This is a genomic window from Moraxella sp. CTOTU48841, assembly GCF_032061225.1.
Classification (GTDB): Bacteria; Pseudomonadota; Gammaproteobacteria; order Pseudomonadales; family Moraxellaceae; genus Faucicola; species Faucicola cinerea.
In genome coordinates this window covers 37,598-51,680 of the sequence record NZ_DAMBFQ010000005.1, presented here as the reverse complement: position 1 = coordinate 51,680, position 14,083 = coordinate 37,598, and the positions used below count along the sequence as shown (strand labels likewise).

Annotated in this window: 13 protein-coding genes; 6 read left to right on the top strand and 7 right to left on the bottom strand. The window is 44.2% G+C overall.

Translation table 11 applies throughout. The annotated features are described in order from the left end of the window. Positions 1–100: 100 nt before the first annotated feature. From alr to RT034_RS06915, 6 genes are all read right to left on the bottom strand, one after another. Positions 101–1,186, bottom strand: a complete 1,086-nt coding sequence (gene alr, locus RT034_RS06940) for an alanine racemase (RefSeq protein ID WP_313015425.1) — start codon at positions 1,184–1,186, stop codon at positions 101–103. 27 nt (positions 1,187–1,213) lie between these two features. Next, entirely contained in the window at positions 1,214–2,635 is a 1,422-nt protein-coding gene (gene dnaB, locus RT034_RS06935) for a replicative DNA helicase (RefSeq protein WP_313015423.1), read from the bottom strand. 274 nt (positions 2,636–2,909) lie between these two features. Next, complete coding sequence (gene rplI, locus RT034_RS06930; RefSeq protein ID WP_050325051.1) at positions 2,910–3,368, bottom strand: 50S ribosomal protein L9; 459 nt, start codon at positions 3,366–3,368, stop codon at positions 2,910–2,912. Positions 3,369–3,383: 15 nt separating this feature from the next. Continuing rightward, positions 3,384–3,611 (bottom strand): 30S ribosomal protein S18, encoded by a 228-nt coding sequence (rpsR, locus tag RT034_RS06925; RefSeq protein WP_007114928.1) that lies wholly within the window; start codon positions 3,609–3,611, stop codon positions 3,384–3,386. Between the two features lie 15 nt (positions 3,612–3,626). Further along, complete coding sequence (rpsF, locus tag RT034_RS06920) at positions 3,627–4,055, bottom strand: 30S ribosomal protein S6 (RefSeq protein WP_007114929.1); 429 nt, start codon at positions 4,053–4,055, stop codon at positions 3,627–3,629. A gap of 145 nt (positions 4,056–4,200) precedes the next feature. After that, positions 4,201–4,668, bottom strand: coding sequence for a hypothetical protein (locus tag RT034_RS06915; RefSeq protein WP_313015418.1), 468 nt, complete (start codon positions 4,666–4,668; stop codon positions 4,201–4,203). 411 nt (positions 4,669–5,079) lie between these two features. Here RT034_RS06915 and RT034_RS06910 point away from each other — a divergent pair, with 411 nt between their 5' ends. Beyond that, positions 5,080–5,292, top strand: a complete 213-nt coding sequence (locus RT034_RS06910) for a hypothetical protein (protein ID WP_313015415.1) — start codon at positions 5,080–5,082, stop codon at positions 5,290–5,292. A 202-nt stretch (positions 5,293–5,494) separates the two neighbouring features. Here RT034_RS06910 and RT034_RS06905 read toward each other — a convergent pair whose 3' ends face one another. Next, positions 5,495–6,961, bottom strand: a complete 1,467-nt coding sequence (locus tag RT034_RS06905) for a L,D-transpeptidase family protein (RefSeq protein ID WP_313015412.1) — start codon at positions 6,959–6,961, stop codon at positions 5,495–5,497. A gap of 636 nt (positions 6,962–7,597) precedes the next feature. Here RT034_RS06905 and prmB point away from each other — a divergent pair. From prmB to RT034_RS06880, 5 genes are all read left to right on the top strand, one after another. After that, positions 7,598–8,656 carry a 50S ribosomal protein L3 N(5)-glutamine methyltransferase gene (gene prmB / locus RT034_RS06900; RefSeq protein ID WP_313015623.1) on the top strand — a complete coding sequence of 353 codons (1,059 nt, stop codon included), beginning with the start codon at positions 7,598–7,600 and terminating at the stop codon, positions 8,654–8,656. Between the two features lie 155 nt (positions 8,657–8,811). After that, a complete protein-coding gene (gene aroC / locus RT034_RS06895) occupies positions 8,812–9,915 on the top strand; it encodes a chorismate synthase (RefSeq protein ID WP_313015408.1) in 1,104 nt (367 codons plus the stop codon). A 75-nt stretch (positions 9,916–9,990) separates the two neighbouring features. Beyond that, positions 9,991–10,812: a hypothetical protein gene (locus RT034_RS06890; RefSeq protein WP_313015405.1), complete on the top strand. Its 822-nt coding sequence runs from the start codon at positions 9,991–9,993 to the stop codon at positions 10,810–10,812. A 121-nt stretch (positions 10,813–10,933) separates the two neighbouring features. Beyond that, positions 10,934–12,037 carry a 3-phosphoserine/phosphohydroxythreonine transaminase gene (gene serC / locus RT034_RS06885; protein WP_144917863.1) on the top strand — a complete coding sequence of 368 codons (1,104 nt, stop codon included), beginning with the start codon at positions 10,934–10,936 and terminating at the stop codon, positions 12,035–12,037. A 166-nt stretch (positions 12,038–12,203) separates the two neighbouring features. Then, the gene (locus tag RT034_RS06880) at positions 12,204–14,075 is read left to right on the top strand and encodes an extracellular solute-binding protein (RefSeq protein ID WP_313015401.1); all 1,872 of its coding nucleotides are present in this window, start codon (positions 12,204–12,206) and stop codon (positions 14,073–14,075) included. Positions 14,076–14,083: the final 8 nt, after the last annotated feature.

The window sequence follows — 14,083 nt, the reverse complement described above, 5'->3', positions numbered from 1 at the left end:
AATAAACATTACAGTAAACTATCAGTATAGCGGATTTATCCAAACTGTCTAGCAAATTGACGCATTTGTGTGACTTTAACCTCAGTAGAGTAATTAACAGTTATGACCGATAAATCCACGTAGGACGTCGGGTGACCACGCTTAACAGCTCATAGCTAATGCTGTCATTCCAGCTACCCACTTCATCAATGGTTGGTGCGTTACCCCAAAGCTGAACAGGGCAGTCAAGGTTTACCTCAGTAGTATGGGCCAAATCAACCATCAACATATCCATCGCCACGCGACCGATGATAGGCGCTTGTTGACCTGCGACGACGACATAGGCATCATCGCTAATCACCCTTGGATAACCATCGGCATAACCCACGCTGACAATGCCGATACGCGCTGGGGCTTGGGCAGTCCAGCGACTACCATAACCCACGCTATCGCCCGCTTTTAGCGTATGAATTGCCATGATACTGGCATTAAAATGCATGACGGGTTGCAGGTTTAGCTGTTTGGCAGTGGCATGATTTACAGGCGTTGCCCCATACAAGATAATGCCTGGGCGTACCCAATCGTAATGGCGGTCTGACCAGTTCACAATTCCAGCTGAATTACACAAAGAGCCTTTAATCGCTGGGTTGATTTGCTCACGTAGCATTTGTAGGGTTGAATCAAATAATTCAAATTGTTGTTGGTTATTGGGATGATCGATGACATCAGCGTTGGCAAAATGGGTGGTCAAAACAATTTCGTAACCTGCCTCAGTTAATTGCTGGGCAATTTCCCTGACTTCATCCGATGTAAAGCCAAGGCGGTTCATGCCAGTGTTTAGTTTTAGCCAGACGGTTGCGCCGGTTTTTGCAGGCTGCTGCAACGCCCAGTCTAATTGGCGTTGGTGGTGCACCACGCATTCGATTTGATGCGCTATACAATATTGCCATTCTGCTAATGAAAACGCGCCTTCGATCACTACCATTAATTTTTGCCAGCCCGCCTGTTGTAGTTCTATCGCTTCTTGCAAACAAGCAACACCTAAGGCATCGGCTTGTGCTACGGCGGGTAAACAGTTGACGGCGCCATGCCCGTAGGCATTGGCTTTGACCATGGCTAATACCTTGGCGGTCGGGGCATAATCTTTGACGCGTTGTAAGTTATGGGTGAGGGCTGATAAATCAATGGTGATGCTGGTTTGACGCACAATCTTGACCTTGTTGCAGTAAAATTTTTATTCATCAGGTTCGCTAAAGGAAGCGGTTTGGTAAAAATCAGGAGTTAAGTTACCAAAACGGGTAAATTGCCCTTCAAAGGACAGGCGCACCGTACCAATGGGCCCATTACGCTGTTTACCAATAATGATCTCAGCTGTGCCTTTAGCATCGCTGTTTTCATTATAAACCTCATCACGATAAATGAACATAATCAAATCGGCATCCTGCTCAATGGCACCCGACTCCCGTAAGTCCGACATAATCGGGCGTTTGTTGGGGCGATTCTCCAAGCTCCGATTCAGCTGTGATAAAGCCACCACCGGGCAATTCATCTCACGAGCAAGCGCTTTTAAGCTTCGTGAAATCTCCGAAATCTCACCCACGCGGTTGTCGCCTAAGCCTGGGACTTTCATCAATTGTAGATAATCGACCATTACCATGCCAAGTTTGCCATCATTGTCTTTGGCAATACGGCGACAGCGCGAACGAACCTCAGATGGCGGTAGCGCCGTACTGTCATCGATATACAATTTTTTATCATGCAGATGGGCGATGGCGTTGGAGAGTTTACCCCATTCATCTTCGTTCATTTGACCTGAGCGCAAATGGGTTTGGTTGATGGCCCCCCAAGAGGACAATAGACGCATCACAATTGACTCGGCAGGCATTTCCATCGAAAACACCACCACCGGCAAATCGGTATTGTGTAAAATGCTCTCTGCTAAATTCATCGCAAACGTGGTTTTACCCATCGAAGGACGTGCTGCCACGATAATGAGATCGCCTGCTTGCAGTCCTTGGGTTTTATTATTGAGTTCTTCAAACGGCGTCTTAAGCCCAATCATACCTTCAGGATGGTCTTTAAGTTCTCGGATATTATCGACGACATTGGTAATAACATCGCTTAGTTGGGTAGGGCCCTTGTGTTTTGACTGGCGACTATGGGTTTCATTGATGGCAAAAATTTCGCTTTCAACGGTGTCTAAAATATCACTGACACTTTGATTTTTTGGGTCAAAGGCAAGCTCCAGCATATGGCTACCGGCTTTGATGATTTGGCGTAAGGTCGAAAATTCTTTTACCCGCTGCGCATAAGCAGTCAGGTTAAACAGTGTCGCTGGGCTTTGCGATAGGATATCGCCTAGATAATCGCTGCCGCCCGCGGGCTCAAGCAGTTTTTGCATATCGAGCCAGTCCATTACCATGGTGGCATCATACGGCTCATTGGCATTGGCAAGATGAGAGATGGCATCAAAAATATATTGATGGCGCTGTGCATAAAAATCATATTTGGTAATAATATCCGAGATGCGATCAAACGACTCTTCAAGGCTCATCAGCGACGCCAGGACGGACTTTTCTAAGTCCATACTGTGCGGTTGGTGCTGCGTCAGCGAAGTAGTCTTAAGATCGTTCTCTTTGGTTTTATCGTCTGCCATGATGACCTGTGATAAAGTTATTTTAAATGGTTTGAAAGGGCAAAATTTTGCTAAAAGTTATCGCTTGCAAATTGTGAGTCTAATACACGCATCGAAACAGAACAGTCAATATACCGAAAAAACCATCCAAATTCTAATGAGAAAAATATAAAAAAACAGCAATTTTTTTGAATGAAATCAGCTTGAGTTTTAGGCTTTTTTGTTAATTTTTTACGCCGCAAACAATAAAAAAAGAGACAGCAAAGCCATCTCTTTTTGATAAGTCAACAATCAATTAAACAGCTGAATCTTCTGCCAAGATAGTGACTTGAATGTTGGTCATTACATCGTGATGTAATTGGATATCAACATTATATTCGCCAATTTGACGTAATGCACCTTCAGGCAATTTAACTTCTGAACGGTCAACAGGTAAACCAGATTTGGTTAAGGCATCGGCGATATCGCGAGTACCGATAGAACCAAATAGCTTGCCTTCATCACCTGATTTTGCACGGATGATAACATTAACGTCCTGTAGCGCTTCAGCACGGGCATTAGCAGCCGCTAATTCATCAGCTTCTACTTTTTCAAGTTCTGCACGGCGTGCTTCAAATTTTTCGATGTTAGAAGCAGTGGCTGGTAATGCTTTACCTTGTGGTACAAGGAAGTTACGACCGTAACCTGCTTTTACATTAACAGTATCGCCTAGTTTACCTAGGTTAGCGATACGTTGTAATAAAATAACTTGCATATATCACTCCTCGGTTTATTTTTGGCTGTCAGTGTAAGGAATCAACGCAAGATAACGTGCTTGTTTGATTGCTACAGCCAATTGGCGTTGATATTTGTTTGAAGTACCAGTGATACGGCTTGGTACGATTTTGCCACTTTCAGTGACATACTGTTTTAGGATTTCGATATCTTTATAATCGATATGGGTAATGCCTTCAGCAGTAAAACGGCAAAATTTACGGCGGCGATAAAAACGTGCCATGATTAGTCTCCTTAATTATTCGTCGTTGTTGTCTTCAGCATCAACTTCTGACTCATCATCATTTGATTGATAGTCATCTTGAGCTGTATCGTTACGGCGTGAAGCTTTACGAGCACGTTTTTCTTCAGCACTTTTTGCTAATGGTGATTCTTCAGTAATCGCTTCGTCACGACGGATAACTAAGCTACGAATGATAGCATCGTTATAACGGAATAATTCTTCAAGCTCATCAAGGGTTTGTTGACCCGCTTCGATGTTTAATAGCACATAGTGCGCTTTGTGAACTTTGTTGATTGGGTAAGCTAATTGACGACGACCCCAATCTTCTAGGCGATGGATAGCACCACCTTGTTCTTTTACTAAGTTGATATAGCGCTCAACCATGCCAACCACTTGGTCGCTTTGGTCTGGGTGAACCAATAATACCAGTTCATAATGTCTCATAAAGACTCCTCACGGATTAAACAGCCGTTGACCCCGTGTCAACAGCAAGGAGATTGAATGCACCTAAGTTAGAATCATCCAACTATATTGGTATAAACAAGGTGCGCTATTATATAGTAGCGCGCACTCGGTAGCAAGTTAATATTTACTTAACAAATTCGCCCACGCATTGCTGCAAGGTATTCGATACCGCACGCGCCACAATGACATTGCGCGCGGTCGGGTCAACTGCTGCTGTGGTCAAATCGACAATGGTGACGGACTGCGGGGCTTTTTCGCTGACGCAGCCACAGACATTGCTCGCTACCTCTGCTTGCTTGTCGGAAGTCATCAATACACTGCCCAAGCGCCAGTATTGGTTATTTTGTAATTGAGTTTGGCATTGTTGATTCACCGCGGCTTTAAATATCGCCATGCCGACATTGTTGGCAGTGCCGATGGTGTTATTAGCATCCATCACACCAGTACCTGTGGTAGAGGCGCAACCGACCAAGGCGATGGCTGAGCCAATCACTGCAGCGGCACTTCCTATGCGTTTAGTAGCTTGGCGTTTATTAGCTAAGCGTTTAGTAGCTAGCTTAATAGCGGTGAAAAAAGAAAATTGTTGATGCATGTTAAATACTCCTGTCCTTTACTGTGTTAAACAATTGATAAACACCGCTAACATAGCAGATTACAGAAAATTTTTTTACCCAAATTTTTTATCCAAGTCATGTTATTGGTTCATAGTTACTAAATAATGTGCCATCAAACTTAAAAAACTGGGTGGAATTTTTTTTCATTAATGCTTATAAAGCCAATTAAATTCCTCGATATCGATGATATTAATCGGAAAAAAACGCGAGTTTCTTAGATTTCTCAATAGATTTGATTCAAATTAAACCTTACTAAAAATGTGGAATTGATAACCAATTGTTTTAGGTTGTGCATTTGTTTAATCTTTTTTTTCCTTGTTTTGAGTGTGGGATTGGATTATAACTATACCTAACAAATACATCCGTAAACGCAATGATAAGGAGTTGTTATGAACTGGCAATTATTTAGCGCAATTTTTACAATCGCTTCTGGTGTGACTATCGGTGTTTTAATGACCATTGCGTTGGTGACCGGTTTTGATGAGGCTCAACACATTGTGACGGCAGCCATTATAGGGCTGATGCTGTCAATTCCGATTGCTTGGATTGTGGTAAAAAAACTACAGAGCTTAGGTATGAATAAACCCCCTGTCACACCCTAACTGTCACCTCCTAACCCTAACTGTCACCTCCTAACTGTCACACCATAAACGGCGCTTTGATAATGCAGCAACTGACTAGATAACTAATACATAGCAAAAACCGCTTAACTAACAAAAGCTAAGCGGTTTTTTTATGGCTCATAGGGTTAAAAGCGTATAGCATTCACGTCACATTATGAGGCTAAACGCTATGGCTCAATAGCTACTGTAAATCTACCTTGGCGCCTGTATCAACATTGGCATACACTTCAAGCACATCCCAGTTGGTTAAGCGAACACAGCCGTGCGAGGCTTGACGGCTAATGCCTTCCGGAACGGGCGAACCATGGATACCATATGATGGTTTACTCAGTCCCATCCACACCACACCGACTGGACCGTTGGGTCCGGGCGGCAACATAAACACTTTTTTATCTTTGCCTTCGCCGCTACTGGCGCGGTACCAAGGGTTTTTGACGCGATTGACAATCGTCAAACTGCCTGTGGGTGAGGGGGTGTCGCTACTACCGACCGTGGTAGGATAAGTGGCAATGAGCCTATCACCGTTATAAGCGTATAAGATATTGTCCGCTTTTTTGGCAACCAAATGGGTGATTTTCTCATTGAGTGGCGCGCCTGGGTTAAACACGGTGATGGTTTCACCCTCAGTGAATTTTTTATCGGCATTGAGCTTTTTAAGATAGCGAATATCCATGTGGAAACGTTCAGCCAACATTTCTTGGACGTCTTGATAGTATAGACCTTTCATTTTAGATTTGGCTTCACTACCACTTGGTGTTGGCTGATACGGACCTTTGATATCTTCTTGCGTCAAGGTATAACCGACCAACACAGGCTGATTGGCAGGGATTTTTTCATTTAACAGTTTCCAAACCTCGGCGTTCATACGGCCATCTTGGGGTAGTCCGTGCATGGCTTGGAAATTTTTGAGCGCTTTTTTGGCATTCATACCCCAGCCGCCATCAATCGGACCCGGTGAAGCATGATTCCAATCTAACAAGGCTTGAAGTTTTAAGGTCGTTGCTGAATTAACATTTTGACCGGGTTTCCAGTCGGCACTATTGACTAATTGTGCATATTCAGACAAATTGAGATTGGAGAAACTGGCAGGGGTCGTTGCTGTTTTATTACTGCCCACCGTTGTCGGGTCAAAGGTTGGCGCAGCCGTCGTGGCAGTGTCAATCTCTTCAGAGCTCGCGCCTGCAACACCTGCACCCGAGGTATAGTCATTATCAATACCGGTTTGGTTGGCATCATCTTTAATGCCTAATGCCGTGGTAGTAGCTGGGACTGGCGTCAAGGGAATATCGGTTGAAGTTGCCGTTGGTTTTACCGCAGTTGCCGCAGCAGCCGATGCGCCTTTGGGGATAGTAGTAGATTGCGTGACGCTAGCTGTAGGCTTGGCTGTTTGCGGTTTTTTAGCAGTAGCGGTTTTGCTTTGCGATTTTGTAGCCGTTTTGCTATCGCTGGTGGTTTTTTTAGCAGTCGCGGCTGCGGTAGAGGCGCTAGCCGCTTTCGTGGTGGCAGTTTTAGTCGTGGTCGTTTTTTTGGTCACAGCTTTGGTGGCGGGTGCCGTTTTGGCGGTAGTGGTTTCTGAGACCGTGTTGGTGGCTGCAAATGCTTGATTGGCAATTAGACAAGCTAGGGTAGACAGTACAAATTTTTTCATGGATTGACTCAATAATGGGCAATAACAAATAAAAATAATGAATAGTAAAAGCAAAAATTGGAAGTAATTATACTATAAAAACCAACTTTACTATAAAAACCGACCTTTTGGGCAATGACTTATGGGTTGATAGCATGGTAGTTTAAGTAGATTTTGGCAAAGCGTTTAACAACCTTGCGCCCTAGTTAAACTGCTCTTTAGTTGAATTTCTATAGTCAAATTGTTCCATAGATAAATTTACCTATCCTAAGTTTAACATTAACAAATCGCGCGATAGATAATGGTAAAATTTTTTAACCAAGCTGTATTCTTATAGCAAAATTAAGGCAAAAAAGTGTTTAAAATATTTAACCCTGCGAGCAACATTTATTTTTACAATGTTTATTGAACAGCTTTATGATGAAAAATTGAATTGTACAAATCTGCGACCCTTTAATTTGTTAAATGACTTTAGCTTGTTAAATAATTTGTAAAAAAATCAAAGTATATTATAATTTTAATTCAAAATTTTTTAGGTTAACCACTATGTCATCATCGCCATTTGCATCAGTCAATGTTTCTCACACGCCATCTTTTGACCAAAATCAAGATTTACAAAACCTTGACGATTTGCAAATCGATTTGCAAGCACTTGATATGGATGAAGAAAGCGAATCAGATGACATTTTTGACACCATGCAACAAGAGTTTGCTGAAGCACACCAAACCCTAAAAACGATTCGCGATTTTATCCGTTTTGGGGTCAGTAAATTACGCGAGTATGATGTGGTAGTGGCGCAAGGTACCACAGATGAGTTTGCTGAAGCTTCTGCCATTGTGCTACAAACCTTGTCGCTTGATTGGTCTGCCGATGAGCAAATTTTAGATTGCCGCCTGACCAATAGCGAAAAATCAGAAGTATTGACATTGTTGCAGCGCCGTATCGTTGAACGTAAGCCTTTAAGTTATTTAATTAATTTATCTTATTTTTGCGATTTGCCATTTTATGTGGATGAACGGGTATTGATTCCACGCTCGCCAATTGCTGAGCTGATTCGCCAGCAGTTTTATCCGTATTTTGAACCGAATGATTTGGTTGAAAAAATCAGTGGCACTACTAATGACAAAAAATTTCATGACCACGGATTGTATGATAAACAGTTAGCACAACCAGAGCGTATGCTTGATTTGTGTACAGGTTCAGGCTGTATTGCCATTGCCTTGGCAAGCCGTTTCCCTGATGCAATGGTCGATGCCAGTGATATCGATAAAAACGCGCTGGAAGTGGCAGCGGTCAATGTGGAACATCATCATATGAACCATCAAGTCAATTTGATTGAGTCAAACTTATTTGAAAAAGTACCTGCAGAAAATCAATATGATTTGATTGTGACCAACCCGCCGTATGTCGATGCGGCAACGATGGCAGATTTGCCACCCGAGTTCTTGCATGAGCCAGACCACGCGTTGGCAGCGGGACAAGATGGCTTGGATTTGGTGCATCATATTTTATATAACGCCCCAGATTATCTGACTCGTGACGGCTTGCTGGTGTGCGAGGTGGGGGATAGTGAATGGGCACTGCGCCAAGCCTATCCTGAAATTCAGTTTGATTGGTTAACCTTTGCACATGGCGGGCATGGGATTTTTGCCATGGATTATGATGAATTGATGGAAAATCGGGCATATTTTGAGCAGTATGTGAGCGCTTCTTAAGTAAGCGCTTGTTTGGGGTTACTATCTTTAACTTGCTGATTGGGCTTGTTGATTTAACGAGTTAGATAATGGCTAAAAAAAACAATATATGAACAGGGTGCAACAAACCTATTATTTGATTTGTAAGTATTGATGATAAATTAAGCGGAGCATAAATGGCAGGCAATACCATCGGGCAAGTTTTTACCGTCACCACCTGTGGCGAATCACATGGCGCAGGACTTATGGCAATCGTTGACGGCGTGCCACCAGGGTTGCCTTTAACCGAAGCAGATCTGCAAATTGACTTGGATCGTCGTAAGCCCGGTACCTCAAAATTTGCGACCCAGCGCCGTGAAGACGATGCAGTTGAAATTATCTCTGGCGTGTTTGAGGGTAAAACGACAGGTACTTCTATCGGGCTTTTAATTCGCAATACCAACCAAAAATCCAAAGATTATAGCGATATTAAAGACACCTTTCGTCCCAACCATGCCGATTATACTTATAGCATGAAATATGGGTTTCGCGATTATCGTGGCGGTGGTCGCTCATCAGCGCGCGAAACGGCAATGCGAGTGGCAGCGGGCGCGATTGCCAAGAAATATTTGAAACAACGGCTGGGGGTAGAAGTCCGCGGTTATGTGACCCAGATTGGTGATGTGATTGCCAAACAGATACCTGAAGATACGATTGATTGGGAATTTGTCAACAGTAACCCATTTTTTTGTGCAGATATAGACGCCTTGCCAAAGTTTGAGCAGCTGATTACCCAATGCCGTGAGCAAGGGACAAGCTGTGGCGCAAAGCTTACCATATTGGCATCGGGTGTGCCTGTGGGATTGGGTGAGCCTGTGTTTGACAGGCTTGATGCGGATATCGCCCATGCGATGATGAGCATCAATGCCGTCAAAGGCGTTGAAATTGGCGATGGCATGGCAGTGGCGGGACAGTTTGGGCATGAGTCTCGCGACGAGTTAACCTTGGACGGCTTTAAGGCCAACCATGCCGGGGGAATTTTAGGGGGAATTTCATCGGGTCAGACGATTGTAGTGAGTATTGCGCTAAAACCTACTGCCAGTATCACCACCCCGGGTCAAAGTATTGATATTCACGGCAATGCAGTAGAGATGTTAACCAAAGGGCGGCATGATCCTTGTGTCGGTGTGCGTGCTACGCCGATAGCAGAAGCCATGCTTGCTATTGTGCTGTTAGACCATTATCTGCGTCATCGTGGGCAAAATGCAGATGTCACTGTGCCGCTCACCCCGATTGTATAATTTTTTAATAGGGGTATTTGGTTGCCATAAGGTTGCTACAATGCATTGCCCCATTCAACTTGAGTTAACATTGGTATGACTGTACCTGACCTTACCTTTGATGAGCAGCAGTACGATGCCTGGCAAAGCGAAATACTGGCGCAGATGGGTGTTACGCGTTGGGTGCGCCAAGATTGCCCTGTCAAAACGTTTGCTAATGTAGAAGATTTTGAGGTTGTTTCTTCCTATCAAGCGGTTGAGACCCTTGCTGCCATGCCACAGCAGTTACATCCCGCTCAAACTGGGTTAACTAGCGAACTTGCGCCCATTGATACAACGCCAGACTTCAATCATCCTGTTATTACGGATGATGCCGTTGGGAGCGTAGCAGAATTACCCCCAGCGAGTCTGGCAGATTTTCACCTCCATGATGCAGCTTTACCCAACGATTCATCTTTACCCCATCATTCACCTTTAAAAAGCGACCCTGCGCCAAATAATGAACAGCTCAATGATGAATTGCTCACTGCCAGTTTTGATGTGCAGGCGATAGTGGTGGGTGAGTGGACACTGGTGGTTGACAGTCATTTTTTGCAGACAGACAGCCGCCAACACCAGTTATGGCAACAAATCATCAGTGGGTTAAAAGCGTTAGTGCATTTTTTTAACTTTCCTTTGCTCACCGATAGCCAGCATTTACCCAAAGCCACGGTGCAATTAATGAGCAGCTACCCGATGGCAGTCGCAGGGTTTTCAGGATTTTTATACCGTATCAATCAAGGCAATCCCAAGGTGGGCGCATTAACGCCATTGCCTGACTGTCTAGATGAACAACCGATACAGCGTCTGCCTTATCTGGTAGATATGCTCGATGATTATCGCCTAAAACGCCAACTTTGGCAGTTGCTATCAAGTTGAGTGCAATAAGCCTCCGATTGAGGGCTCATCTTTATGATTCATCGACTAGCCATATTGTGGTAAAGTATTTTTTTATTTCATTTCACACGATAACATTTCACACGATAAAAAGGAACGTGCTATGAGTGTCAGCTTTGATCAACGTGTTGCTAACTTTTGTGCAGGACCAGCGTCTATGCCGACTGCGGTGCTTCAAAAAGCGCAAGCCGAATTGTTAAATTGGCATGGCTCAGGCATGTCGGTGATGGAGATGAGCCACCGTAGCAGTGAATTTGTGGGTATTGCCTCAAAAGCCGAGCAGGATTTGCGCAAGCTCATGAACATTCCTGACAATTATAAAGTGCTATTTTTGCAAGGTGGCGCAAGCCTGCAGTTTTCAGCCATTCCTTTGAATTTACTCAAAGGGGAAGCTGATTATTTAGACACCGGCATTTGGTCTAAAAAAGCCATTAGCGAAGCCAAACGCTATGAGCAAGCAGGGCTAGGCAAAATCAATGTCGTCGCTTCTGCCAAAGACAGCAACTATACCACTGTACCCCCACGTGATAGCTGGCAACTTAATGACAACGCCGATTATTTCCATTATTGCCCCAACGAGACCATTAATGGTTTGGCGATGTTTGATGTGCCAGCGGTGAATGTACCCATCGTGGCGGATATGTCATCTTGCATCCTATCTAGCCCAATAGATGTATCAAAATTTGGACTGATTTATGCAGGTGCGCAAAAAAATATCGGTCCTGCGGGTTTGACACTTGTGATTGTCCGTGATGATTTGATCGGTCATGCCAACTTAGTTTGCCCAAGTATCTTGGACTATAAAAACCAAGCCGACAATGATTCGATGGTCAATACCCCCGCAACTTTTTCTTGGTATTTGGCAGGTTTGGTGTTTGAATGGTTGCTTGAGCAAGGGGGTGTCGAGGCAATCTATCAACAAAATTTGTTAAAAGCGCAAAAGCTGTATGAATTTATCGACCAAAGCGATTTTTACCAAAACCCTGTCAACAAAGACAACCGCTCAATCATGAATGTACCCTTCACCTTGGCAGATAGTCAACTTGATAAAACCTTCTTAGCTAAAGCCGACGAAGCAGGATTTTTGAATCTTAAAGGACACCGTACAGTGGGCGGCATGCGCGCCAGTATTTATAACGCGATTGATTTGGCGACCATTGAAAAGTTAATCAAATTTATGCAGCAGTTTGAACAAACTAGCGTATAAAAAGATTTAACAATCATGCTACATTAAGACTTAACAGCTAAAATGCTTGTTAAGTCTTTTTTATAGTTAGCGGGTGTGGGACATATGAGGGATAACAGTTAGCAATACCAATGTTTTTTGAAAAATAGGCGAAGGGGTCAGGGGGATACAAGTGAAAAAAGACAGGATGATAAAACCAGCCCACTGGATGAGGGCAGTCACTCGCCTGACATTTGGCAAAAAATGCTGGGTGCTGGGCTTATTAGTGGTCGCGTCTGCTGCCAATACTGCCATCATCACTGGCACGTCTATCGCTCACAACAGTACTGCGCAATTTGCCCATGTCTCTCATTTACCCTATGCCAATCCCAACGCCCCCAAAGGCGGTGTGTTAAGCCTATCTGCCATCGGCACCTTTGACAGCATTAATAAATGGATTGATGTCGGTACACCTGTGACCGGCACCGATTATTTGTTTGAAAGTTTGATGACAGGCTCGCTGTCTGAAGCGTTTGTGCAGTACCCACTACTGGCGGATAAAGTCACTTATGACCCAGATGACCCAAGCTGGGTTATCTATCACATCAACCCCAAAGCCTATTTTTGGGATGGTACGCCTGTGACGGCGCAAGACGTCAAAGCCAGTATGGATGCACTGCTCACAAAAGGCGTGATGAGTATGCGTAGCTATCTATCCGATGTCAAAGAAACCCAAGTGATAGATCGACAAACCGTCAAATTTATTTTTAAATCCAAAGACAACCAAGAAATCAAACTGACCGTCGCGCAAATGCCGATTTGGTCAAAAAAATCGATTGATGGCTATTTTGATAAAGTCGGATTGACGCCACTGATGGGCAGTGGCGCGTATAAAATCGGCACAATCGATGCAGGACGCGCCATTACCTATGTGCGCGACCCCAATTATTGGGGCGCCAAACCTGAAGCAGGCGTGGTGGTGAATGTCGGTCGTTATAATTTTGACCAAATTAAGTATGTGTATTATCAAAACCCCGAAGTGGCATTTGAAGGCTTTAAATCCGGCGAATATTTTTTCCGTGCCGAAAACAAAGCGCGGACATGGTCGACGGGTTATAACTTTCCTGCCGTCAAAGCAGGCATGATCACCAAAGCGCAAATCGCCAATAACAATCCCGTACCGATGCAAGCGATTGTGATGAATTTGCGCCGACCGATTTTTCAAGATATTCGGGTGCGCCAAGCCATCACACTGGCGTATGATTTTGAATGGCTCAATAAAACCATGTTTTATGGGCAGTATGAGCGCTTGCAAAGTTTTTTTCATGGCTCAGAACTTGCCGCCACCGGCACACCAACGCCTCAAGAACTGGCGGTTATCAATCCGCTATTACCTGACCTTGAGCCCATTCAAAGACAGGCTGTTTTAAGCGATTGGCAAGCCCCCAAATCAACTGGCGATGGATTTAATCGAGACAATTTATTAAAAGCGCGTGAATTGCTGCTACAAGCGGGTTTCAAATACCAAAATATGAAGCTATATCAGCCAGATGGTCAGCCCGCCAAACTGGAATTTTTATCCGCCGATGACAAGAATGCACGCATTGTGCTACCTTTTTTACGTAACCTGCAGCGGCTAGGGTTTGATGCCAGCTTTCGCCAAGCCGATGTCCCCCAGTACCTAGAGCGCACTCGCAGATACGACTACGACATGATTATCGATATGTTTGCCCAAAGTTTGTCACCTGGCGCCGAGCAAACCTATATGTGGGGCTCACAAGCCGCAGACGAAAAAGGCAACCAAAACTCGGCGGGTATCAAAAACAAAGCCATTGATGCGGTGATTGCCAAACTCATAGTGTCAAAGAATCGTGACGATATTGTGCTGTATAGCAAAGTGTTAGACCGTCTGCTACGGGCGGGCTATTATGTCGTGCCGACTTATGGCAAGCATATTGACAATGTGGCGTATTGGAAATTTTATGAGCATGGGCCACTGCCAAGCAATGCCATCGGCATCGATTATTGGTGGGCGAACAAAGACAAACAAGCACAAGTCATGCAATATTTAGGAAAATAATAAGGAAT